General features: G+C 39.0%; 24 protein-coding genes. 11 read left to right on the top strand and 13 right to left on the bottom strand.

Translation table 11 applies throughout. The features are described 5' to 3' along the window. Positions 1-103: 103 nt before the first annotated feature. The gene (locus DI060_RS08665) at positions 104-877 is read left to right on the top strand and encodes a hypothetical protein (RefSeq protein ID WP_108975872.1); all 774 of its coding nucleotides are present in this window, start codon (positions 104-106) and stop codon (positions 875-877) included. A gap of 416 nt (positions 878-1,293) precedes the next feature. Further along, the gene (locus DI060_RS08660; protein ID WP_167836950.1) at positions 1,294-3,216 is read left to right on the top strand and encodes a WD40/YVTN/BNR-like repeat-containing protein; all 1,923 of its coding nucleotides are present in this window, start codon (positions 1,294-1,296) and stop codon (positions 3,214-3,216) included. A 20-nt stretch (positions 3,217-3,236) separates the two neighbouring features. Here DI060_RS08660 and DI060_RS08655 read toward each other — a convergent pair whose 3' ends face one another. From DI060_RS08655 to DI060_RS08645, 3 genes are all read right to left on the bottom strand, one after another. Then, positions 3,237-3,704: a MarR family winged helix-turn-helix transcriptional regulator gene (locus DI060_RS08655; protein WP_244594332.1), complete on the bottom strand. Its 468-nt coding sequence runs from the start codon at positions 3,702-3,704 to the stop codon at positions 3,237-3,239. After that, on the bottom strand, positions 3,676-4,104 hold the full coding sequence (locus DI060_RS08650) for an SRPBCC family protein (RefSeq protein ID WP_108975868.1): 429 nt from the start codon (positions 4,102-4,104) through the stop codon (positions 3,676-3,678). The genes DI060_RS08655 and DI060_RS08650 overlap by 29 nt, the downstream gene beginning before the upstream one ends. Before the next feature lie 94 nt (positions 4,105-4,198). Next, positions 4,199-4,858 (bottom strand): tetratricopeptide repeat protein, encoded by a 660-nt coding sequence (locus tag DI060_RS08645; protein ID WP_244594331.1) that lies wholly within the window; start codon positions 4,856-4,858, stop codon positions 4,199-4,201. Between the two features lie 145 nt (positions 4,859-5,003). Between DI060_RS08645 and DI060_RS08640 the strand changes: the two genes are divergently transcribed. The 4 genes from DI060_RS08640 to DI060_RS08625 are packed head-to-tail and all read left to right on the top strand — an operon-like array spanning position 5,004 to position 8,199. Then, positions 5,004-5,789, top strand: a complete 786-nt coding sequence (locus DI060_RS08640) for an ankyrin repeat domain-containing protein (protein WP_108975866.1) — start codon at positions 5,004-5,006, stop codon at positions 5,787-5,789. A 3-nt stretch (positions 5,790-5,792) separates the two neighbouring features. After that, positions 5,793-6,341 carry a hypothetical protein gene (locus tag DI060_RS08635; protein WP_108975864.1) on the top strand — a complete coding sequence of 183 codons (549 nt, stop codon included), beginning with the start codon at positions 5,793-5,795 and terminating at the stop codon, positions 6,339-6,341. A 59-nt stretch (positions 6,342-6,400) separates the two neighbouring features. Continuing rightward, the gene (locus DI060_RS08630) at positions 6,401-7,495 is read left to right on the top strand and encodes a DNA alkylation repair protein (RefSeq protein WP_244594330.1); all 1,095 of its coding nucleotides are present in this window, start codon (positions 6,401-6,403) and stop codon (positions 7,493-7,495) included. Then, a complete protein-coding gene (locus DI060_RS08625; protein ID WP_108975860.1) occupies positions 7,492-8,199 on the top strand; it encodes an SDR family oxidoreductase in 708 nt (235 codons plus the stop codon). Before DI060_RS08630 ends, DI060_RS08625 begins: the two co-directional genes overlap by 4 nt. Here the strand turns inward: DI060_RS08625 and DI060_RS08620 are convergent. From DI060_RS08620 to DI060_RS08610, 3 genes are all read right to left on the bottom strand, one after another. After that, positions 8,191-8,694, bottom strand: coding sequence for a Crp/Fnr family transcriptional regulator (locus tag DI060_RS08620; RefSeq protein ID WP_108975858.1), 504 nt, complete (start codon positions 8,692-8,694; stop codon positions 8,191-8,193). The genes DI060_RS08625 and DI060_RS08620 overlap by 9 nt on opposite strands. Further along, a complete protein-coding gene (locus DI060_RS08615; RefSeq protein WP_108975856.1) occupies positions 8,684-9,106 on the bottom strand; it encodes a Crp/Fnr family transcriptional regulator in 423 nt (140 codons plus the stop codon). The genes DI060_RS08620 and DI060_RS08615 overlap by 11 nt, the downstream gene beginning before the upstream one ends. A 222-nt stretch (positions 9,107-9,328) precedes the next feature. Further along, on the bottom strand, positions 9,329-9,850 hold the full coding sequence (locus DI060_RS08610) for a helix-turn-helix transcriptional regulator (protein ID WP_108975854.1): 522 nt from the start codon (positions 9,848-9,850) through the stop codon (positions 9,329-9,331). A 79-nt stretch (positions 9,851-9,929) separates the two neighbouring features. On the opposite strand from DI060_RS08610, the gene DI060_RS08605 reads away from it, so the two are divergent. From DI060_RS08605 to DI060_RS08595, 3 genes are all read left to right on the top strand, one after another. After that, a complete protein-coding gene (locus DI060_RS08605) occupies positions 9,930-10,430 on the top strand; it encodes an ankyrin repeat domain-containing protein (protein ID WP_244594329.1) in 501 nt (166 codons plus the stop codon). Beyond that, positions 10,430-10,819, top strand: coding sequence for a hypothetical protein (locus tag DI060_RS08600; protein WP_108975852.1), 390 nt, complete (start codon positions 10,430-10,432; stop codon positions 10,817-10,819). Before DI060_RS08605 ends, DI060_RS08600 begins: the two co-directional genes overlap by 1 nt. Before the next feature lie 71 nt (positions 10,820-10,890). After that, entirely contained in the window at positions 10,891-12,162 is a 1,272-nt protein-coding gene (locus tag DI060_RS08595; RefSeq protein WP_108975850.1) for a lysophospholipid acyltransferase family protein, read from the top strand. Here DI060_RS08595 and DI060_RS08590 read toward each other — a convergent pair. Further along, a complete protein-coding gene (locus DI060_RS08590) occupies positions 12,159-14,252 on the bottom strand; it encodes an adenylate/guanylate cyclase domain-containing protein (RefSeq protein WP_108975848.1) in 2,094 nt (697 codons plus the stop codon). The genes DI060_RS08595 and DI060_RS08590 overlap by 4 nt on opposite strands. Continuing rightward, on the bottom strand, positions 14,253-17,993 hold the full coding sequence (locus DI060_RS08585; protein ID WP_108975846.1) for an adenylate/guanylate cyclase domain-containing protein: 3,741 nt from the start codon (positions 17,991-17,993) through the stop codon (positions 14,253-14,255). A 71-nt stretch (positions 17,994-18,064) separates the two neighbouring features. Here DI060_RS08585 and DI060_RS08580 point away from each other — a divergent pair, with 71 nt between their 5' ends. After that, positions 18,065-18,682 carry an FMN-binding negative transcriptional regulator gene (locus DI060_RS08580; protein WP_167836948.1) on the top strand — a complete coding sequence of 206 codons (618 nt, stop codon included), beginning with the start codon at positions 18,065-18,067 and terminating at the stop codon, positions 18,680-18,682. Here DI060_RS08580 and DI060_RS08575 read toward each other — a convergent pair. The 3 genes from DI060_RS08575 to DI060_RS08565 are packed head-to-tail and all read right to left on the bottom strand — an operon-like array spanning position 18,665 to position 21,453. Beyond that, the gene (locus tag DI060_RS08575) at positions 18,665-19,570 is read right to left on the bottom strand and encodes a DMT family transporter (RefSeq protein WP_108975842.1); all 906 of its coding nucleotides are present in this window, start codon (positions 19,568-19,570) and stop codon (positions 18,665-18,667) included. The genes DI060_RS08580 and DI060_RS08575 overlap by 18 nt on opposite strands. Beyond that, complete coding sequence (gene ung, locus DI060_RS08570) at positions 19,560-20,231, bottom strand: uracil-DNA glycosylase (RefSeq protein WP_108975840.1); 672 nt, start codon at positions 20,229-20,231, stop codon at positions 19,560-19,562. The genes DI060_RS08575 and ung overlap by 11 nt, the downstream gene beginning before the upstream one ends. Continuing rightward, entirely contained in the window at positions 20,224-21,453 is a 1,230-nt protein-coding gene (locus tag DI060_RS08565; protein WP_108975838.1) for a hypothetical protein, read from the bottom strand. Before DI060_RS08565 ends, ung begins: the two co-directional genes overlap by 8 nt. A 54-nt stretch (positions 21,454-21,507) precedes the next feature. Here DI060_RS08565 and DI060_RS08560 point away from each other — a divergent pair, with 54 nt between their 5' ends. Then, a complete protein-coding gene (locus DI060_RS08560; RefSeq protein ID WP_244594328.1) occupies positions 21,508-22,389 on the top strand; it encodes a DMT family transporter in 882 nt (293 codons plus the stop codon). Here the strand turns inward: DI060_RS08560 and DI060_RS08555 are convergent. Then, positions 22,382-23,434 (bottom strand): AI-2E family transporter, encoded by a 1,053-nt coding sequence (locus tag DI060_RS08555; protein WP_108975834.1) that lies wholly within the window; start codon positions 23,432-23,434, stop codon positions 22,382-22,384. The two genes, DI060_RS08560 and DI060_RS08555, sit on opposite strands and share 8 nt — an antisense overlap. After that, on the bottom strand, positions 23,431-23,955 hold the full coding sequence (locus DI060_RS08550; RefSeq protein WP_108975832.1) for a cyclic nucleotide-binding domain-containing protein: 525 nt from the start codon (positions 23,953-23,955) through the stop codon (positions 23,431-23,433). Before DI060_RS08550 ends, DI060_RS08555 begins: the two co-directional genes overlap by 4 nt. Between the last annotated feature and the right edge of the window lie 5 nt (positions 23,956-23,960).

The raw sequence follows: 23,960 nt of genomic DNA, 5'->3' as shown, positions 1-23,960 counted from the left end.
TTTGCTTAAAAAAAATCAATGAGATTTTTTGAGTAAATAGAAAAAGGATATTAGGATAGTCTAATCGTAAAGGTCCCATTTCCGATCTTAGGAATCCTTTACGATGAACCTGTATCCACTTTTTCGTTCAATCATTAAACTTCTATTTCTTATAGTAATATTTTCCCTCCCTTCACAACTCCAGCTGAAAGCATCAACGTCTGCTTTCCAAACAAAACAATGGCTAGTTGAGCTTCAGGGTGGTTCCTTAGTAAGTAAAGTTTCTGATGATGCCTCACCTGAAAGATTTACAAATCTTTTTTTCTTATATGATGTGGTCCCACTGCTCAATTCACCGAATATCGAACGAAAAAATTTAGGTCTAAGCAAATCCATTGATTACCAGGAATCACAAATTCAGAATTTCAATGCAAGATTAGGCGTAGAGTACGCCATTTTACCTTGGTTAGGTTTAGGGGGGAGTCTCACTAGATCCAATACTGTTGTGACAAATGTTTTACCGGGAGATTATCTGATCCTTGCATCCTTCGGTATTCCCATTCCAAATCCCAGAGATGACTCTCCGGAACTCAGTAACTATGCGACATTCATTTCTAGAACTTTAAATGCTAGCATTACGTCGAAGGAGCTAGAGCTGAGTTTACACCTTCCTTTAGGCAATTTTGATTTCTATACTCGAGGAGGGCTTGGCCAAATCTGGGAAGGTGGAAGAGGACGGAAGGAATCTGTATCAATCGGAACAAGATATGTATATGAGCAAATTTTGGTTTCTCTAGAAGTTTATCGGTCTTCTCTTTTTTCGGATTTGGGTAGAACAGATTTTTTAAAAGAAGAGGGCATTCGCATTGGATTGGGGTTTCGGATTTTGCCCCATTGAACCGAGAGTTTCGAACAAAGCCCATAAGAACTCTAGCATGTTTTTTGATATGGACGAAAAATAGAGCGAAGCCAAATCTTTTTAACCTAAATCTATTAATTTGCTGCTTGAAATCCTATAACAGCAGGCGAGGAAATAAATTGCACAAAACCTATGAAATTGTTTGTGGATAATTTGAAAATTACGTAGTTATCCTAAACAAAATTCCTTGATTTCTCTTTCATTCAGGATTTTTTTCATATATGCGAAGTTTAATCATAAATCATTTTCACATCTTCATATTACCTTTCCTTTTCTCTTTTGCAATGAACTGCACATTAGATTTGGATAATCCTGGGGATCCTAATTCCCGCTCATTTTGGTCTACTGTCTTGTTGAACTGCGCCTCGGGACGATGCGAAGTTCCATTCGCTACCTTGTCTTGGCAAGAAGTACATCGAAAGCCTACTGGAAACTTTAAGAATGGTGGTCTATTTTTAACTGACCAAATTGGATTTATCATTGGCCAAAGTGGTTTAGTAATGCGAACTGCAGACGGCGGTGCAAATTGGAGGAGGCTTGTTGCAGGAGATCGTGACCATAATATAAATACGATCGAGAGCCATCCGTTTACCCGGAATTTATTTATTGGTGGAGGAAACGAAACCTATACCTCAAGTTACTTTCAATTCTCCGAGGACTCTGGCAGAACTTGGAAGCAAATCCCATTGGATACTACAGTAGGTGCCATAACTGCTTTACAGTTTTTAAAAAATTCAGGTCAGGGATTTTTGGCATTTGCAGTCGCAGATCCAGCAAGATCCTTCTTTTATGCTTCTGATGAGCAAGGAAAAAATTGGCAAAGATATTCGGAGGTTAATTTTTTAGTTTCAGGTTTTAAAGGATTTGAAAATGGACAGTTTTATGCTTGGGGTACAAATAATACGCAAACTCAATCCTATTTTGTATATAGTAATGATTTTGGGAAGACTTGGACAAGTAGACCATTTAACACTGGTATGGATGCCTCAAGGTTAATTGTATCTTTTGTGTCAACGGAAATCGGTTTTATCTCCGGAATTGTCTCCTCCTCACCTGTCGTTCGCAAAACTACCGATGGCGGACAAACCTATGCAACAGTAAATCTTCCCAGTGACATAGACTCAGCTTCTCAGCCGATCATAGATTTTTTAGACGATCAAACTGGATTTATGATTTCATCTGGAATAGCTCCAAACTACTATCCCTTTATAGATAAAACCACCGACGGTGGAAATAGTTGGCGCAGGACATATTCACCTAATATACCCTCTGTAAATGTATCTAACGCGGGTTTTATCAAGAAGAATAGAAATGATCTAGTGTGTTATATAGATTCTAGTTTTGGTCCAAATTTAATCCAATCTTCCGATGGAGGGGAGTCCTGGTCAGCAAGAGGAGAGGGTGAAAATTCTCAATTTGGGCGAGTTACTATGGTATCAGACACTGTCGGTTATACAAGCGGTGGATTTACGAATGCACCTAGAATCGTATTGAAAACAACTGATGGTGGAAATTCGTGGCAGACTGTTTTTCGATCAGTAACAGGTCTATTTCGCTCAATATATGCAAATCCGAATGGTCTTGTCTGGTCGGTCGGCAATCAACGAATGGCTGTCTATTCAACAAATGGAGGTTTAGATTGGAATGTTCCAGCAAGCTTTGGTTCAATAGCGGCAAGTAGCGAGTTTCGGGGAGTCGCGGCAAACCAATCAGGAGTCGTACTATTAGCTGTTCGAGTCGGCTCTACTGGAAATATATCTAGATCAACGGATTCTGGAGTTACTTGGAATATCGCTTTCCCAATCAATGCAAACATGACGGATGTAAAATTCATAGATGAAACAACTGCGATCGCTGTGTCTGGTTTAACCTCTGCGACGAATTTTTCAGCGCACGGCGTATACTTATCTACTGATTCCGGTGCCAATTGGACACAAGTCCCATCTATGGCTGGAGTCAATTTGTATGACATCCATGTACTAAATGCGAATACTATTTTTGTTGGATCAGGTGCTTCAAACTCCACATCACCAGTCGATTCAGCTTACATCTCAACTGATAGAGGACAATCTTGGAGAAAGATTTTTGAGAAAAATGCAAAATCTACTTTTAATACATCGGTTTTATTTCTGGACGAAAGGAACGGTATAGTTTCAGGAACTTCCGGGACTTGGCGTACATCGGATCAAGGTCAAAATTGGATCCGCGAGCTTCCCATGTCGGATAACTCATTCATAGGATTAACAAGCAACCCATCTAAAAATAAGATCATTGGAGTTGGTGGTTCAGGGACCATACAAATGAGGAATTGGCCATGATTCCGAATAGAGTTCAACAATTATAACAATGTCTTTAAACGATTGTTGAAATCTTTTTTATTCGATCCGAGGGAGGCAAAGAACTCATGATCGAAAGTTTCAACCTCGCGAACGGCCTGTTTTGCAATTTTTTCACCATCAATGCTTAAGAGGATAGATTTTGCTCTCGTATCAGTACTATGTTCACTTCGTTGGATATATCCTTTTTTTTCTAATGTTCGCAATACGGAAGAAGTTGTCATAGGATCTATTTTTGTATGTTCAGAAATCAGGACTTGAGTGACCTCTTCATTTTGAGAATTTAGCCAAAGTAAACTTGCGAGCAAAACAAACTGCGAATGTGTTAAACCAAGTGGCTCTAATCGATGCCTGATTTCTCTTTGCCAGATACTAATTACTTGCCAGAGTAAAAAGCCAGTACTGTCCTCTGCCTTTTTTACTCGGAAAGTACGATCGGCACTAGCTTGATTTGATTTTCTTTGCTTCAATGATCTGTGCCTCGATGTCTTCAGGTAAATGGGAAACAATATCTTTCATAACGATATGGTTCCAAAACGAACTTAAAATGCCTGAAATACTCATGGTTATTGTTATCTTGAGTCCTTCCTTCGTTTGTTCATAAAAATGCTCCCCATACATCTTTGCAAAGGGAAAACGAGTTAAATCTTTAAAATATTCTGATGGTTTTACATCCACCAATAGAATTTTTACCTTTGGCCCATTTGTAGGCTGAATGGTAAAAAAATTTCCTGCTTTAAATTCGCCGTCGATTTTGGCAAACTTCAAAGTTTTATCCCATTCAGTCCATTTGTTTATATTACTCACAACTTTCCAAATCTCTTCTGCGCCAATTTCCTTTGTGATGTAAGAATATGATTTTGATATCATTTGCTTCCTCTTGATTATAGTATGTACACATATTATCATTATACATACTATAATCAAGTAAAAATTTTCCTAAAGCTCGAGATGTTTTCTTTTTTTAAGCCGAACAACGATCAGGAGAGTCGGTAAAAGAATATTCAAATCCCTCGATTTTAAGGCTGTTTTGTTTCCAGGTTGCCTTTATTCTTTTTGTTTGTTTGGGAAAACTTTTTGGGACTTTCTGGAAATCTAGCTCTATCACTTGGTCTGAAATCCATACATAAGTCCCTGCGAATTTTGGCCTTTCTAGGGCACCATCATTTTCTCTAAATTGAACCATGGAAAATGTAAAGCGCCCATTTGCCTCAAACACGATGGAAGAAACTGGTCCGTAGGCTCCTGGACTCGGACCATACCAATGGATCTTTGTAAAGATTTCTTGTTTGGGCAAACCGGCAATGGTATTGAATCTATATGTCGAACGGAGTAAGGAAAGATCTTTATCCTTTAGCATTAAGCTACGATATGATGGTTTAGCTTCCACAGCCGTTTGCAATAGCGTATAAATTGTATCTTCATTGCTAAGCTCTTCACATTCATTTAATCGTATGGAATATAGGCAGGCCAAATTATAGTTAGCATAGGGATCTTTGGGATTTATTTTTAAACTCTCCAAAAACCATTTTTCTGCTTCAGCCCAATCTTTTTTATAAAAGGCCTCAATTGCTTTCTGGTTTTGAGGTGTAAGCGTTTCTGAATAGAGGAAGGGGAAACCCAACGAAAAAAAGGCGGAAGTCCATATTAGGAATAGTAAGTTTTTAAAAGTATTACTCATCATTTGGATACAATGAATAAATTTTGAAAGCAGTGGAAATCAAATTTTTCAATTGAATATTAAACGGCGATAGAGAGAATTTTTCTGAATGAAAATGTTTAGATTCTATATCTGTAGCCTACTTTTAATTTACCTTTGGGTGCCACAAGGATTGTTTGCCATGGATGTGAAGCCAAATTTTAAATGGTATGAAAAGGTTTTACTCTATCCCATTTTGATTCCTTTTTTTGCGGTGAAGGACTTTGTTTCAAAAATTGAAAATGATTCTTTCCGTACAAGGCTGCACCAAGTTGTGATAGGGAAGGGCAATGAGGAGAAAATAAAGTCCATATTGAAGTCGGGGGCAAATCCCAATGCAAAGGATCGGGATGGTAGAACTGCCTTACACCTGGCTGCACTGAACCATCGTTTTGAATACATCCCACTCTTGGTATCTTTAGGTGTGGACCCAAGGCAAAAAGATGATGAGAAAGCTACGGTTTTACATTATATGTCTGAGGTAAAGGATTCAGAAATCCTAAACTCAGTTTTGACTTCAGCCATTAATCTAAATGATAAAACAGATTTAACCGAACAAACGGTTCTGCATCTATTTGTCAAAAATGGAGATCCAAAGATGGTGAAAATTCTTTTGGCAAAAGGAGCAAAACAATCGATAGATGTAAAAGATTATTTGGGCAATACTGCTCTCCATTATTCAATGTCAAGCATGCACCCTCAAAAACTTGAAGTCACCAAATTACTGATTGCTGCAGGTGCAAATACCCTTTCCCAGAATCGAAAAAGCCAAACTGCTTACGATTTGGGATTAGAGTTACAAAAAGATCCCTTGATTGACCAAAATATTCTCAAACAACAATTAAGACTCTTTTAGCTTATGAAATCGTTTCGATTTATTTATTTGCTCCATGGTATTGTTGTGATCTTAGTTTCTTTATTTGCGGTATTTTTGATCGGCAAGTTGCAATGGGAATCTTCAGAAAAAGACTTTTCACCCAAAGCCATGCAACTTGATTCCAAATCTTTGGAAAAGATATCCTTATCAATTGAATATGCGATTCGCGTTCAAAATTATAAATCTCTCGAAAGAGTTTTGCGGCAATATGAAAATTCAATTGGAGTTATTGTTGTTTCACTTTCCAATTCTAATAGTTTCGAGAGCCACCAGGATTTCAAGACTGCAAAATATGCCAAAAGGTTATGGGAGGCTTCTATCCAGTTGGACGCAGCCATCTACGATTATTCTATCTATCAAATGGAAAGAAAAGCATGGAAGAGGGAATATCTTTCCTGGTTAAAGTATATGTTTGATACCTTAAAAAGAAAAAATCACCATAGGTTTTATCTAACATACTATTTTCTCTTGAGTTTGATCACCTTAGCAGGTCTTGATTTTCTGATTTTTAAATTCAAGCTTGTCAAGTGAGCTAGTCCTGTCATCCCTAGCCTATGTCTTCTGCTCTCAAGGATATCTATTCAAAGGAGATGATTACCTTTATCACTGAATCATTGAAAGAAACATATCCGAAATTAGATGCCAAATCTATGGTCTCTTTCATCACAAAAAATGGATGGCAAGGCCTAGAACTAAAGGATAGAATCCATAGGATTTGTTTAGCATTCATAGAATTTCTTCCAAAGGCATTTGAGAAAAGAAATCTGCTCCTTATCCAGTACATAGAAAAACTCCGCCAAAAAGGAGTCCCAGACTTTAACTTTCCACATATCTATTTACCAGAGATTGTATCAGAGACAGGAGTATCCGAATTTGAATCTAGTATGAAAATTTTAGAAGAGATCACGGTATTCACATCTGCTGAGTTTGCGATCCGCCGTTTCTACCAAGAAGATTTTTTAGGAACTGTTCAGCAAATGAAAGAATGGGCGAAGCATAAAAATCCATACGTGCGAAGGCTTGCAAGTGAAGGTTCTAGACCCTTTCTTCCCTGGGGAATCGGGATCCAAAAGATCAAAGCAAATCCAGAAATCCATCTACCCATTCTAGAAAGAAATTGGAACGACTCAGATGAAACTGTTAGGCGAAGTGTTGCCAATCACTTAAATGATATATCCAAACTTCAGCCTGACCTCACCAAAGACTTTTGTCTGTCTCGCTTAGGAATCTCAGAGGAAGGAGATAAAATATTGAGGCATGCACTGAGGACCCTACTCAAGAGAGGTGATAGAGAAGTGCTTTCCAGGTTTTTATTTAACACTTCCTGGAAACCTAAAGACCTTTATTTTCAGTTTAAACAAAAATCAATCCATATCGGTGAATCCATTTCTTTTCTCATTCGCTTTCAAAATACTTCCAAACAAAAAGAAAAAATCAGGATCGAATACAAAATCAAATTCCTTTTAGCAAATGGTAAGTATGGCGAGAAGGTATTCCAAATCGGGGAAACGACTCTGGACCCAAATAATTCGCTTGAGAAAACCAAGAGCCATTCCTTTCGTCCCATCACCACCCGAGTTTATTACCCAGGAAAACATAGCATTCACATCATTCTGAATGGAAATCAAGTAGCCACTGGAGAGTTTTATTTGAAAGCAAAAGCCAAAAAAAAGGGAAATTCATGATAAAAAATGCAATAGTAACGGGTGCTAGCGGAGGTCTTGGTTCTGCAATTGTGAAACTTCTTTTAGGCCAAGGTTACCAAGTGTACGGTTGTGGTCGCTCTCAGATACAAGGCTTTTCACATCCTTCCTTTCATTTCCAAATTTTGGACTTAACTGACCAAAAAAAGGTAATGGATTGGGTAAACTTTTTGAAAAGTCTGGGTGGCATTGATGTTTTGGTCCACAATGCGGGTACTGCACATTTTTCACCATTGGAAGAAATCCCTGATGTTCAACTAAAAGAGATGATCGCTGTAAACTTTCAGGCTCCCATTGCCATTACACAGCAGTTAACACGTTCTTTGAAAGAAAAGAAAGGCCATATAATTTTTGTATCCTCGATTGCAGCAGTGCAAGTATCACCTTGGGGTTCCATATATGCAGCTACAAAGGCAGGGCTATTGCACTTTGCACGAGAAATTTTTGCTGAACTTAGAAAGTATGATGTAAAGGTGAGTAGCATCCTTCCGGAAATGATCGATACAAAGTTTTACGAAACAAAGAACTTTGGTATCGAGGACTCTGATCCTATCTCATATTTGAGCACAGAAGACGTCTGTAAGGCGATTGGATTTTTGCTTTCTCAAAGTGAAGCCTCTGTGGTTTCAGAGATCACCTTGCAATCGCAGCACCTTAAAATCAAAAGAAAAAAAAGATCATTCTGAGTTCGGTATCACATCGTCCACAGAGATCATTGGTATGGAATCAGGGTCTACTGCGGGGGAATCCTTCATAGGATTTTCGGTGACTTTTCCAGATTTAGCGTCGTCTTTAGCCCGTTTGATGGCTCTGATCTTAGAATCAGTTTCATAAAGTCGCTCAATGACGCGTTTCAAAAGCAAAAAAAGAAATTCCGGAGCTTCCTGGCTCATTTTAACAAAGGAGTTGCGGTTGATCACACCAATCTTTGCCGAATCCGAAACAGTGACAATAGATGCTGCGCGTGGGCTGTTGTTGATAATCGCCATTTCTCCAAAAAACTCACCCGGCAAAATACTCCGTAGTTTGGTATGTTTCCCTTCTATATGTTTATAGATATCCAACTGTCCTTCAAATAAAAAGAACATTGCTCCATTTGAGGGGACTCCTTCTTTAAATAGAACTTCACCCCGTTTCAGGGTGACCATGGAAAGTTTTGCGAGTGATTCTTTAAGTCCCATCTAGTAAATCTTTTAACTTTTGTTCGGCTTCTAAAAGCCTTTCTACATATGTTTGCAATAATGCATACACAAACATGGGATTGGTGGTCGCTATTTTAATGAGGTTTTGTTTGTCTAGAATACCCAATTGGGCGCGGTCTGACTCGATAAAGACTGTCATGGACCTCGGGTGAGCGGAAATCAATGCGATTTCACCGAAAAACTCTCCGGTGCTCAGTTTTCTCACTTCATGGAAATTTCCTTGGTCGGGAGCTCCCATACCTACGGACAAGACACCGTTCAAAATGAAGTACATCTTTTCATTGGAGGCATCACCTTCTCGAACGATGATCTCCCCTTTTTTGTACAGTTTGGTCGGAACCGTATTTACAAAATCGAAAATGTTGATCGTGTTTTCTTTTTTTACAGCCATCGAATCTAACAAGGATAAAGCACAAACAGAAAGAGAACCAAAAGGATAAACTAACCGCTTGTTTCTAGTATACTCTGAGAATCCACCTTACGATTGAAACCTTTTTCTCAGAGAAACCAAGCTTTTCCTGGGGGCTGTGTGTCTTTTTTTGCTCGTAACCTTATGGGGATAGCTCGATCTCCTCATTTAGGGAAAGTACTCATTCGCATTCTGGCCTGCGATTTAATCCTCTTCCTCTGGTAACAGAGGCGTTAAAAAATATGAAATAAATTCTAGTTTGCCTCGCATCGAAGACTTCTCATAGATAGCCGCCGTTTGGTTCTCAATGGTCCTTAGGCTCTTTTGTCTGACCCCAGCAATCTGTTGGTGGGAGAATCCGCGTAGGAGTAGTACTGCGATTTCCTTTTCAGCATCAGTAAGTTTCCATTTCTCTAATTGGACTTTTACCTCTTGCCAAAAACTATTCTCAGGATTATGGAGGATGCGATTTGTACGCTTGAGATCTTCGATCAAATTTTGAGCTTGTTCATTCTCTTGTGCTTCGGTTTTCAACTCACGATAGAGAATGGAGATGGCAAGGAAAGATGAAACCGCTATAAAGGATTCAAATGTAGCAATCAGAATGCGGTATCTGTCAAAAATATCGGGTGGGTTGGTCAGTGTGTAAATCTCTTCGATGATCCAAAGAACCAAAGTGATAAAGTAAAGCCATATGAAGAGAATGCGAAGAGTTCTAGTGTCCATTTTCCCTCCTCCAACTTATAATTTTCTCACATAAGTTCAAGGAGAATATAGTAGTTTCCCACAATTGTGGTTCACCTCTATGGAAGCTTGCCAATTTTCCTGCGATGATGGTGGCATGAGCGCACAGAAATACAGCATTTTCTTCCTTCTCTTCTTTCTGGCGAATTGCCAGTCAGCCTACGTGTATAAGAACGAAAGAACACAGAATCTCTACTACCAGGTAGCGATCAATAACCAATCGATGGTACGAGAACTCCTCCAACAAGGCTATGATGTGAATCGGCCTGAAGACACATTTGAGAGGCTTACTCCCTTGATGATCGCGGCAAAAGAGGGATACGCTGATATGGCCTACCTTTTGATTTCCTATAACGCAAATGTGAACGCAAAGACGAGAAATGGCCACACAGCACTCATGATGGCGTCTTATAATCGCTATCCGAAAGTTGTGAAAGTTTTACTAGAAGCTGGTGCTGATCCGAATATTAGCTCGGATGAAGGCCATACTGCTCTCACCGAGGTCACCCACGCCGAGAGCCATGAAATCATTGAGCTATTGAAAGCAAAGGGGGCAAGGTGATGAAACTTAAATTACTATTTCTATTTTTTGTATGGCTGGCGTTTGAGAATTGTTCAAATACAGGATCGAGGTCGGAATCAAGATGCAATAACCAATGTTTAGCGGACCAGGCACTCTGTGTTTTACTTACGAATCAATCCAATCAAAGCACAAAAGTCAGTCCTTCCTACTCACCCGTATGTGCCTTCTTTTATATGACCTGCACCAATTCTTGTAAAAAGAGCTATGTATCGAGTGGCTCTCGCGGAGGAAGATCGTCGGGTGGTAGTTCTGGCGGCGGTGGCCGTAGGGGTTCTTCCGGTGGGGGAGGTGGGGGTCGAGGTTCCTCTGGTGGTGGCGGTGGTGGATCTTCTGGAGGCGGCGGTGGACATGGTGGAGGTGGCCATTAAGCTAAGATGGTTTTGGTTTCGGAATTGACTTCCTACCGAGTCTCATTAGTTTCCTTTCAACTGAGAGAATTATGGAAGTCAAAAACTTTATCTCGTATGACCTAGATTATCCGTTTTTGTGGGGAGTGGATCTTACACTACCTCTGGTCTTAAGGATGGCGCTCAACATAGAAGGTGTTGATATCTCAAAAGAGGACCGCGAAACCTTACGAAGCCTTTCTCAAGAAAGGCTTTTGTATTTCAGTAACCATCCGAGTACAATCGAGCCACCTGTTGCGTATTATGTGGCCAATGCAATGGGATCGAGATTTTTTTATATGGCTTCTCGAAACGTATTCAATTGGGGCTTTGGGCTAGTGGGAGCCATTATCAAAAAAGTAGGTGCCTTTTCTGTTTTGTCCGGTGGTGCTGATAAAGAATCGGTAAAAACAGCAAGAAGTGTATTGGCAAAGCCGGCAGGAAAACTTGTAATTTACCCCGAGGGGATGTGTTCGGGTGAAAACGATACATTACTTCCCTTCATGTCTGGTATTGCACAGATCGGATTTTGGGGTTTGGAAGATGCACTCAAAAAGGATCCCAAGGCTGATATAAAAATCCTTCCTGCCTTTGTGAAATATATTTACTCAGGTACACAAAATGAATTGAGAAAAGAGATTCACACCTCTCTTTCTCGTATCGAACGCACACTTAGCATTGAACCGGGAAATAAAAATCTTCTAAGAAGATTTTTAACCATTGGGCGTGTGCTCATGGAAGATGCCGAAAGAGAGTACGGATTGTCCAAAAATGTAGATAAAGACTATAGCTTTCGAGTCGGTGCCATTCGCCATGCCGCTTTGAACCGAGCAGCAAAGGCTTTGGGAATGCCTGTATCTGAAGAAAAAGATGCCATTGCAAAAATCCGCGAGGTATTCACTGTATTGGATGCTCTGCATTCCGGATTTGGAAAGGCACCTAAACAAGTGAGCAAAGCCGAATTGGTCTTTATCCAAAAGGATGTAGACCGCGCTTATCTTTTCCTTGTAATTAAACCAGAAAATTTGCTCATGTATCCAAGCGCGGAACGGATGATCGAGTGGTTGTATCGATTTGAAAACCTGATCTACGGTATGACGAGCCCGAGGCTTAGAAGAGCTAGAGTCTTATTTGCAAAACCATTTGGCTTAAAAGAATATTATGAATCATATAAGAACCAAAAAAAACAAACGGTGGATGAGATTACGCAGCGATTGAGGAAAGATTTGGAATCACTATTGGAACAAGGCATCCCTCTCAGCCCAGCATTGGTAGAGCCGTTTGACGTGGGAGAGGAAGTTTCCCTCGACCCTTTTTCTTCTTAAGCACTTTGTTTGAAGATTATCTTTGCTCCAATTTGAAGGTTTTTGTATAGATTTAAGAATGTTTCATTGGGAGTGATGCCTTCTTTGTCCAAAGAAAACTCTGGTCGAAGGCGCTTTAAGAAATACATTCCCATCTCACCTTTGTTCTTTGCAGTGACCTGTCCACGGTATTCACATTCAAAAAAACGTTTTACTTTTTCGTAGGTAACTTCTGAAAGATTGATCTCGCCTGCCAATGAGGAACTTTCCATTCTGCTGGCAATGTTTACGGTATCACCCCAAACATCATAAGCAAATTTTGTTTTGCCCACAACGCCTGCTACGATCGGACCGGTATGGATGCCAATACGGATTTCCCAAAAATCCTTACCTTGTAATTGTTTTCCCATTTTGACAAAGTTCATAAATGATCGAACTTCCAGGGCAAAGAGACAAGCGTCTACAGGATGTGTGAAATTGCCTTGTGGGATTCCACCTGCAGCCATATAAGAATCGCCAATGGTCTTTAATTTTTCAAAAGTATGCCGAATCGCAATCTCATCAAATTGAGAGAAAATCGTATCTAGTTGTTGGATCAATTCTTCGGGTGTCAGCTTCTCTGCGGACTGAGTAAAATTTTTGAAGTCTGTAAAGACGATCGTAGCGGAATCATATTCCATCGGAACCACAACACCTGTTTCCAAAAGTTCACTCGCAAGCTCTGTTGGTAAAATATTCCGTAACATCAGCTCTGATTTTTTTTGTTCTTGTTCCAAGTCATGGATGAGATTGGCATTATGAATCGCACCAGAGATTTGTTCCGCAAAGGAACACAAATCTTTGAACTCTTCCCTTGTCCAATCTAGTTCTCGTGTAAGTCTCGTTATACATAGAATGCCAATGCAATGATTTTGAATTACAAGTGGGATTTGAGCAAAAGACTCGAGGTGAAATGTTTCGATGATTGTGCGGTCATACTCTCCAAGTTTACTCAGATCTTTTTGCGGATTTTTGATGAAGATTGGCTTCTTTTTGAGGAAGGTACGGTGTAAAGTTCCATAGGATTTATTTAGATTAACTTCAAAGTTTTTGAAGAAATTGTTGACCAATAAACCTTTGTTAAATACCTCTTTTGAGGGCAATAGCGGTTTGAGGTAGTGATTTTTTTTATCATAAATCAAAAGAAATGCTAACTCGACTCTATGTGAATTTTTTAAAAATTGCAAAACTTCGATTAGGATATCATCTAAATTTGAGAAGGAATTGATTTTCCGTATAAATCGATTTAAGGAATCTAACTTTTCCCTATTTTGTTCGATCAATGATTTTTCGTATTCAATTCTCCGATTCTTTTCTTGTAATTCATCCATCAAAAATGCGGTATCGATCGAACCTGCAATATAGTCTCCTATGATCTTTAGCTGGTTGATTTCTTGGTCGCTTAATTTTAGGTTCCCAGAATAGTCTAACAAATCTAATGTACCAATAAACTTCTGACGAATGAATAAGGGTATGATTAAAAGAGATCTTAAGTTGACAGAGATTTTATTTTCTAACTCTACTCCCGTAGTTTTGTATTTATCTAAGTCAGGAATAAAGAAAGGTCTTTTCCGTTTCCATGAATAAGTATGCGCATAAGTAGTTGTATATTCGTTTCGAATTGGAATTGTGCGTGATCGAATTTCCTCTTTCGCTATGTCGGACAAATTGTTCGGAAAATTGCTTGCATAAAAATGGAGCTCTTCTTCTTTTTCTGAAAGAATGTAGAGAACATAATGTGGTATTTTGTATTTTTCTAAAAAGTAAGTCTCTAGAACTTTCAGCATAGCCAAGGTATCTTTTTGAGAATTCACTTCTCGTAGAAGAGAGTCCAAATCTGTGATTTGAGAATAAGACTTATAGAGTTTATCCGAGAAATCTTGTGCTTTTTTTGCCTCCTCTTTTAGTAAATGTTCTTTTTGGTCTATTGAGTTTTTGATTGCAAAAAGATGTTCTTCTAATGTCTTCTTCTCTCTTTCTAATGATTTCGAGCGCCAAACAAAATAGCCCAAGACTATTAAAACGAGTAGGATAAGGGAAACCGTGCAGATTAAAAAAAGTAGCTCGTTCATCTATTTGGAAAGGATCCTTGCTCCTCGTTTTTGCTGCGTATAGAATTTGTCGAATTGTTCATTTGGCAAAGATGTACTAGGATCTACTAATTCATCTTTTAATGATATCAATTCGTATACGCGAATGGTTTCTCCTTCATATGTAATGATCTCCGACAGCTCTTCAAAACGAAAAAATGATTTTGCTTTCTCCATAGTTGCTTCTGAAACATGGATTCTTGGTATTGATGCAGCCCTACGGATTGCTTGTGTTTGGGTAACAGTTTTTCCCCAAACATCATAACTAAATTTCGATTTTCCAATCACACCTGCGACGACTGGCCCAGTATGAATGGCAATCATAACACCAGAGGGTTGGAAAGAAATTTCAGTATTGTTTTTGATCAATTCTTCAACGGCCTCTCTGATGGATAATGCCGCCAAACATACATCAATCGGGTGAGTGAAATTGCCAACAGGAAGTCCTCCTGCTGCCACAAACATATCCCCTGTCATTTTTAACTTTTCTAAATTGTATTTGTAGATCACTTCGTCGAAGCGGGAAAAGTAAAGATCCAATCCTTCGATCAATTCTTCTGGAGTCAGGACCCCTGTCATTTGGGAGAAACCAGGAAACCCTGTAATCAACATACTTACATTTTCATATTCAACTGGATTGACTTTTCCTTTTTCGTGCAATTCGTTCGCTACATTTTTGGGAAGAATATTGAGTAGTAGGGATTCCGAACGTTTTCTTTCTTCTTCGATTTTATTTAATAAAAACGAATTATTGATGGCACTGGCAATGTGTTCTGAAACCCCGATGATGGAATCAATTTCTTCTTTGTTGAGGACTTTGTTTTCATCCATGATACCAAAAATAGCCATGGCAACGACAGCATCATTGTTGATCAATGGTGAGATAAGGAGCGACTTTGTTTTTGATCTTTCTATCACTTCTTTGTCGATAGCAAATGGTATAGACTTCGGAACATGTCTCATATAAAAGTATTTCTTGCGAAGGTAACATTGGTAAACAAAGCCACCTTCTTTTTCCAACGGGAAGGTGAGTTGTTTAAAAAACTCAACCGTAGAATCGTCGATCAAAGTGAAACCTGAGTGATTTAAATAACGAAACTGCGAATCGTTTTGATCCAAATAAAATAATACACAATTTTCGATTTCATAATTTTGTTTTATGAAGCCAAAAATTTCCGCAAGGATTCCTTCTAAGTGTGTGAGCGAGTTGATCCTCTTTGCAAATTCATTTAATTTTTGGATTTCGGCTTTCGCGCGATCTGACTTTCGTTTTGCTAAATTTGCACTTTGTAATAGGATGGAGTTTAAGACTGCGCCTGCGATCTGGTCGCAAAATCCTACGATACGCTTTTGTAAATCGGATTGGAGTTTGTTTTCCTTTTGGAAAGAAGTGAAATACACCATGCCAATCACTTGGTTTTGGACAACAAGGGGCACAATAAAGAAAGGATTGTTTGGGAACACTCTATACACATCTCTTTCCAAGCGCGAGGTTGGTTTACCTCTTTTTGTACTGACCAAATAAGCCCTCTGCTTTTGGAAGATGCGGTAAACGATTCCACTTTCTTTGTTTAAGACAAGCCGAAGTTCTTTTGCAAACTTGATTTGCTCCTCGCTAACATCCCTTGGTTCTTTGATCTTGTATGAGTACAATTCCTTTTTTGTTTCGTCAACTAACTGTAGCAATACGCCAGCTATTTTAAAATTCTTTTCAATATAATCAAACATCTCTTCGATGACGTGGGAAAGGTCAGATTTTGTATTTATCGTTTTTGTAAAATCATTGAGTATGGAGATTTCATTTTTTGCATCTTCCATTTGTATTTTTGTGATTTCGGCAAAATTTCGCTCTCGGTTTAAATTCTCAATTAGGATGGAATTCCCAACGGAAGTCGCAATGGCTTCTGCAATGCTCTTGGTAATTTCTAAATTTTCATTGGAGAAAATGTCCTTCTCCTCATGTTTGAAGATTGCTAATAGAGCAATCACTCTACCTTGGGAGAGTAGTGGAAGAAGGATCCCTGGTTTTTTTCCAACGATGGACAAAATCCTTTCATTAGAATCAAAAAATTGAGCTTCCTTCACTCGTTTGAAGACAAATGGCCTCTTCCTCTGGTAGACAGAAAACAATATACCTGCCCTATCATCTAAAGGAAGAGGAACAGATTGTATCTTCTCTAACATTGACTCGTTGGAATCTGAATCTAATACCGCTTTCTGCAAAACAAAACGCTTTTGAATCGGATCTACCAAAAAAAGGAGTAATGTACTCGAATCTATTTCAGCACGTAAGTAGTGATGGGCTTTTTCCAAGATTGCTTCCAATCGTATAGTCGAGTTGATAGTCCTTGCAAATTCATTTAGTTGTTCAATTTTGGAGCGAGAGGATTCTAGTTCTTTGGTTCTTTCTACAATCAAATCCTCCAATCCTCCTTTCAAAGAGTTCAATTGTTGGTTGGAAATCTCCAGATTGCTTTTGAGTCCTTCAATATCTCGATAGGCTCTGGTAAAATCATAGGACAGAATGTAACCTTGGAATAAAATGAACCCTAAAAAGCCAAAAGGGATAAGATTCATAGTATTGATAATGTTATTTTGATAGAAAGTATCATTTAACACAGTTGTGAAAATGAATAAAAATCCGATTAATGATAAAACGGACTTTGTCTTACTATATGGAAATGCCTGGAAAATCGCAATCATAGTCCGAAGGCAAATAGTTATCAAAAGGACCTGATAATAGAGTGCTAGGCTTGAAAAGGAAGCTACATCGCCAACCAATGAAGCAATAAATGGTGTTAGAGTAAAAATGAAAAAATAAGTGCTACGTTTGCCCATACTCATGGGAAAGACCAAATGGTAAAAATAAGCGAAGACTCCAGTAGCAATATAGGCTGTTGAAAATTCCAAACGGATGAGAAGGTCCATGGAGATATTGGGAAGGATGGCCGTAAGAAAACGCTCCCCAGTTGTCAAAAGCCGTAAGACTAGAAAGAAGCTGAAGAGAGAGATGAGTAAACTTGGTTTGTCTTCTCGTCGCATCAAGTAAAGTCCCAAATGATACAGTGCCCAAAGAAAAATACTTCCTGCAACGAACGAAATGATCTGGTACTTTTTATTGAGTTTCGCGGAGATTTGGCTTTGCTCTCCAATCTCAGAGCTTTCCCAGAAGCCTCCTTTGGAATAATGGAAATTGGATATCTCGACGATAAACTCGGCCTGTTCGCCTAATTTTGGCAAGTCCCCCGTATATGGTTTGTAAGATGGTTCGGCCTGGGCTGGTTCAGGAGAAAAACGACCTTCCTCATGTAAGAGTTTACCATCCAACCAAAATCGATAAGAAGAAGACAAGTCCAAGTTGTGCACCGCAAGTTGTGGGAGTTTTGGCGGCAGAAGCACTTTTAACTTGTATGTAGCATAGCCAAATCCTGGAAGAGGTTTGCCTTGGTACATTTGCCCCTTCCAGGCTCCGGGAACCGGAAGAAACACTTTGGGTAAGGATTGTTGCAGGTCCTCACTAAATTGAACTCCATCTTTTGTTTCTTGCCAATAAAATTGCCAATCTCCATCTAGAAGTACATTTCCATCTCTTTCAAAGTCCCAATCACGCAAATCCAAAACTCCATTTTTTGCGGTGGGCATGTCTCTTCTTGTATCCATGATTCCACAACTGATAGCTGTTACAATGAGTAGGAAATATGGAAGAAACGTTTTGGATTTCATGGATGCATCAAAAAAATACAATTCATTCAAAATTGAAAAGTCGAAAAAAGACTAGGTCAAAAAATTGGTGTATGTTCCTTCCCGCCTCCTTTCAAAGTAAAGATCCGAACTTTCCCTGGAAGCTCATCCAGGAGAATCCCTTTGGGACATTGGTCAATTTTGATGGCAATTCCTTGCTTGGGACACATATTCCCTTCCTGATATCTCCCGATCGTCGTTATTTATACGCCCACCTAGCAAAAGCAAACCCACAATGGCAGACACTTTCTGAGAGAGAAGGAATGGCCATTTTTTTAGGACCGCACCATTACATTTCTCCCACATGGTATGAAACTCCGCAAACCGTACCCACTTGGAACTACATGGCAGTTCATGTGTACGGTCACCTTACGCTTGTTTCTGATCTCAAGGAGGTACTCCAAAGTTTGTTAGATTTAGTAGATGAGTTTGAGGGAAAGAACTCTTCGTATCATCTCTCAAATCTAGAAGATTCAACCCTTCAGAAATTGACTATGGGCATTGTTGCCATCCGAATGGAAATTACTAAAGTTGATGCAAAAGCAAAACTTAGCCAAAACCACCCCGAAGAAAGGAAAAGACGTGTAATCGAAGCTTTGCAATCGATCGGAACCGAGAATGCCGTACACATTGCAAAAGCTATGGAATCTGCCTTACTTGGTTTGATTTGAAAGATTTTTGGATTTTTGTTTATGAAAGATCAATAGATAAAGACCGCCAATAATCAAAAAAGTACCAAAAAATTTCTGGACCGAGACTGCCTCTCCTAGGAATAAAATTCCAATAAACAATAAAACTACCGGTTCGATCAGTAGAATCGCATTGAGTTTGCTAATCGGAAGATGGTTATGTGCTTCAAAGAAAAATGCTCTTCCCAAAAAAAATCCAAAAAGGGAAAAGAGACCCAAAGATAGAGCCACTGGGATGGGAATCTCATGCCAGGAATTTTGCGATATGATATAACAAGCAAAAATCAAAGTCAATATTCCCAAACGCAGATAGGCAAAACAAATCCCATCTATTTTTGGGATGTATCTTTTGATCAAATAGCTTTGCGATGCAAAGAAAAATGCCGAAATTAACATAATGACAGCAGAGGAAAATTGAATCTGCCCTTGTAGCGAGGAAATGACAACGATACCAATAATCGCGAGTAAGATACCAAATACCTCGAAAGATCTTAACCTATCACCTAATAGAAGTACTCCGAGGAGAACATTGTACAAAACGGTCATCTTTATGAGTAGAGCGGAAGGCCCTAAGTCGGATATCCTAAGTCCATAATAATATAGTAAAATACCAATAGAATTCAGGGAAGTTCCGATCAACAAAATCAATCCATCTGACTGTATAGTGCGCAGTAAGCGAGCACGATTGACTTTTTTTGCAAGGAAAAAAGGACTTACAAAATGAAAAGAAATCGAAACCCCATAGAAAGCAGCGATCTCAGGAGCCAAATGGTACAAACGAAAGACTTGTTTGAAACCTATGACTTCAATCGAGAAGAATAAACCAGTAAGGAATATATACAAATAACCTTTTTTATGGTCACCAGTCAATGTCTGAGATTCCTTTTGTTCTTAAGTATTCATTTGTTTTACTAAAGTGTCGATTCCCAAAAAATCCTCTATGCGCCGAGAGAGGAGAGGGGTGGGGGGACTTCAGAATCAAATGTTGTTTTGTATCAATGAGTGCTTCTTTTTTTTGTGCAAAGCTTCCCCAAAGAATAAAGACAAGATTTTGCCTTTCACTTGAGAGCTTTTGGATAACAGCATCTGTAAAAATTTCCCATCCTTTGTTTTGGTGGGAACCTGCCTGGTTCTCCACAACAGTTAAACTAGCATTCAAAAGCAGAACACCTTGTCTTGCCCATCTACTTAGATCACCAGATTTTGGTATGGGTTTTCCCAGATCGCTCTCAATTTCTTTGAATATATTTTGGAGAGATGGAGGGAAAATAATTCCATCGTTTACGGAAAAACACAGACCATGTGCCTGTCCTTTCCCATGATAAGGGTCTTGGCCAAGAATTACAACTTTGACAGCTTTGACAGGGCAAAGATCAAATGCAGCAAATATTTGTTTGGCGGGAGGAAAAATAACTTTGGCTCTATACTCTGATCGGATAAATTCTCGGAGTTCCATAAAATAAGATTTTGTAAACTCTTCTTGTAAAAATTCCTTCCAAGAGGATTCGATTTGAACTTCTTTTTCACTCATCTTTTACTACAGATTGGAAAAATAAGACTCTAAGGTCAATGCCACCATGAGTCACATGGATGGTTTTTAAGTTCCAATCCTTCCATTCCCGCATTAGTTTGGACCACTGCTCTTCGCTCGCACATAATATAAAACCAAGAATTTCTATCTTTGCGTTAAGATGCAAATTTTGGCATTCTTTTTGTAGCAACTTTACTTGTTTGCCTATCATTTCATAGATCTGGCTATTCGGTGCTCCTACTCCTTGCTTTCGGAGACCATACGGAGGATTTAGTGGAAGTAAAATTCTAATTTCAGTTTGCTCCAAATCTTTACGAAGTAGAGGGACAAGGCTCTCGAAAGAAAGTTTGAAAAAATCTTTTGTCTCTATGTGCCAGGGTATTGAGGTGGCCCAATGCTTTTCCCAATTTTTCTTTTCTTTTTTTAAATAGGTCAAAATCGCTGGGTCAGTGTCATACCATATCTGCGTACTCAAAGTAGATGAGAGATGATTTCTTTTTTTTAGGATGAAATCTTTTGTTTTGGCAGGATATATGCTCATCTCGGGAAATAAAAATTTTTTAGGTAATTCTGAACGAATTGTCTGTCTTTCCCTTAAGAAAAATTCAGTACCAAATGTCCCAGTACCTATAAATGGTACTAACAAGGAACTCGGTAATTGGGTTTTAGTTGGAAAGGTATGGTCTAAAAATTCAAAAAAAGAACAGGCAAAATCTTCTGATATAGGTGCAGAGCTAGAAAAACTTTCCTTCAGTCCTCTTAGGTAAGAAGGATCACCAAACAATGATAAACCAACAGTAGCCTCTTTTTCAAAGTAATAGATAGACAGTTTAGACTTTATATCAGAATAAAATTTTTGGTTTCTTTTGGGAAAAAGGGATTCTATCATCGGACTCACTAAACCAGGAATCCTTTCATTTGCCGTCTCCCATTGAAAATCCGGGTCATCGGAAAAGTCTAATTTAGCGAGAATTAGTCGAATATCGCGAATCCAAAAACAAGTCTCATACAAAAATGTAATGTAATGAGCGCTAGTCTGTTCTAGTTTTACTTTTTCTTTAAAAATACGAATGTTAGGTTTTATTTGGTTTGGAAGAAAAAATTGTGACAGTTTTTCTGTGAGAAGTTGTGAGCCAAATGTATGTAATCCTGGTGGAAAGTATATTTCCCAACTAAGACTCGTACCGGACTCTGGTTTTTTGATCTTATACTTCCAAATCATGTTTTCCTTGTCTTCTCTGTTCCAGAAAAAAGATTGATCTAAAGAGGAATCTCATTGCCAGCAGAGTTTTTTTTAATCCTAGCCGCTCTATTCTGGGGAGGCACCTTTGTCGCTATAAAACTTGCGCTGGTATCCGTGCCGCCTTTTTTGTTTATTTCCATTCGATTTTGGTTTGCTGGTATGGCAATCCTTCTCTTGTACCGAAAGGTTCTCTTTCGAAAAGACATTTGGAAAAGATCAAACATTCTGCCTGCTTTGATGACGGGAACTTCCGCCTTGCTTGGTTATGCCTTTCAAACCATAGGACTCTTGGACACAACAGCTACCCAATCAGGTTTTATTACCGGAGCTTATGTGATCTTTGTGCCCATCTTACAGATGGTTTGGGAACGGCAATTCCCATCGCTTAGAATTTGGTCTGCCGTTTTCATCGTCTTTCTTGGCTTGTTTTTGATTTCTCAAAACCACCAAGAGAATTCTCTTAGTTTGGTAAATTACACTTTGTCTAGAGGTGATCTTTACACTTTAATCGCTGCATTTTTCTTTGCTGTCTATATCATCTTGATCGATATCTATAGCCCTAAGGTGCCTGGACCCATCCTTGTGTCTATGGAGATCTTTCTAATTGCGATATTGTCGAGTTTTGCATTGCCATTTGAGCAAAACATCGGAAAGTCTTGGGAGAAAACAAATTTGGATCTCTATTTTTGGGTAGGAGTTGTGTATACTTCTCTTTTTGCAACTATCTTTACTTTGCAGATCCAAGTGAAGTTCCAGAAAGCCGTGTCACCTACCAAGGCAAGTATTCTCTTTGCCTTAGAACCAGTCTTTTCGTTTATGTACGCTTATCTGCTATTAGGTGAAACTTTGGGCATCTATGGAATTTTAGGAAGTGTGATGATCTTTTTAGGTATTATCATCACAGCATTTAAATAACCTGATTTTCCTTAAGCGATTCATATAAGATACCTATCGTAACTTTTAAGATTGAAATGACAGGTATCGCAAGCAGCATTCCAAAGATCCCAAAAAAGTTACCACCAACTGCGATACCGATTAAGATTGCTAAGGGGTGTAAGGATACTGCATTTGCGATCACAACTGGTTGCACGATAGCATTGTCAACAAGTTGGGCAAAACCCACAACGCCAACTATGGATCCTAAACCTGGGCTGGCCTCTGGAAAGAGGATGGCGAACAAGAGTGGAGGGATCATTCCAAGGAGCGGTCCTATATAGGGTATGGAGTTCGCTATACCTAAGAAAAATCCAAAGAGAAAGAAGTGGTCAAAGCCTATAAGATAAAATCCCGTGGAGGCAACGACAGCCATGATTCCACACTGGATGGCCAAACTTTTTAGGTAGCTTGTGATTTGTTGGTTGGTTTTATAAAAAACCATTAGAAACATTTCAAAGAAACGGTTGGGGATTAAACTTATGATAGATTTATAAATGAGATTTGCATCTAAGAGCAGAAAAAAACTAATTATAGGAATGATGATGATCCAACTGATAAAGGTGGGTATCATGACAACCAATTCCTGTAAAAATATTTCTAGTTTTGCAGTCGCAAGTTTTGCAATGTCCTCAGGTTTTATGATCTTTTTCCAAAGCTCTGGATTTTTTGAAAGGATGGGTAATTTATCAAAGTCAATCAATTGGAAGTTTGGGTCATCCATCTTCTGAGACCATTCGGCGATGATGGGTTGCGATGCTTCAAAGAGATCTGGTAGATAATATCCAACAAACCAATACGCAAATCCAATTAACACCGAGAAGATGCTAAGAATGGTCATCCAACGCGGAATGCCTCTTGATTCTAAATGGTCTACGATGGGATGAAACAGATAAAAGTGAATCCCTGATATCAAGATCGGTATCGCTAGGAATTTGATTCCGATGATTCCTATAAGGATAGTGATGATCACTAAAGCAAAGAAGGCAAAGCGTAAGATGAGCTCAGAGATTTGTGAGGTTTTCATTTAGCCATCTTCTCTTTTTTATTTTTGAAGTAGGCAGCTTCCAATGTATCATTTGTCTTTCGCAATCGATCTGCAATGATACTTGCGAAACTCAAAAGAAGCTCGTTCCCAACTCTTGGTTTTGTCTCTAAAAGTGTCTTCAACTCTGGTTGGAAAAAACCCAATAAAATGCTATCTGTGCTCGCAACCGCTGTGGCAGACCTTGGGATGTCCTGGAAGAGAGCAAGTTCTCCAAAGAAAGCACCCTTTTCTAATTCTGCTAATTTTAAGGTGATGCCTTCTCTTTGTGAGAAGATCTCTACCTTTCCACTCACAATGAGATAAACTCCAGTACCGGCTTGGCTTTGGAAAAAAATAGTTTCGCCCGCATAGTACTTTCGTTTGTGGATGAGCCTTGCCACTTCGCGTAAGGTCCTTCTTGACATGCCTTGAAAGATGGCAGTCTCTCGCAAAAAAGCAGAGATTTCTGTGATGGGATTGTCATCCCGTTTTAAAATTGATTTCCAAAGTGGCAGTTGCATAAGGC

Source organism: Leptospira ryugenii (assembly GCF_003114855.1).
Taxonomy (GTDB): Bacteria; Spirochaetota; Leptospiria; order Leptospirales; family Leptospiraceae; genus Leptospira_A; species Leptospira_A ryugenii.
This window is presented reverse-complemented; position numbering and strand designations above follow the sequence as displayed.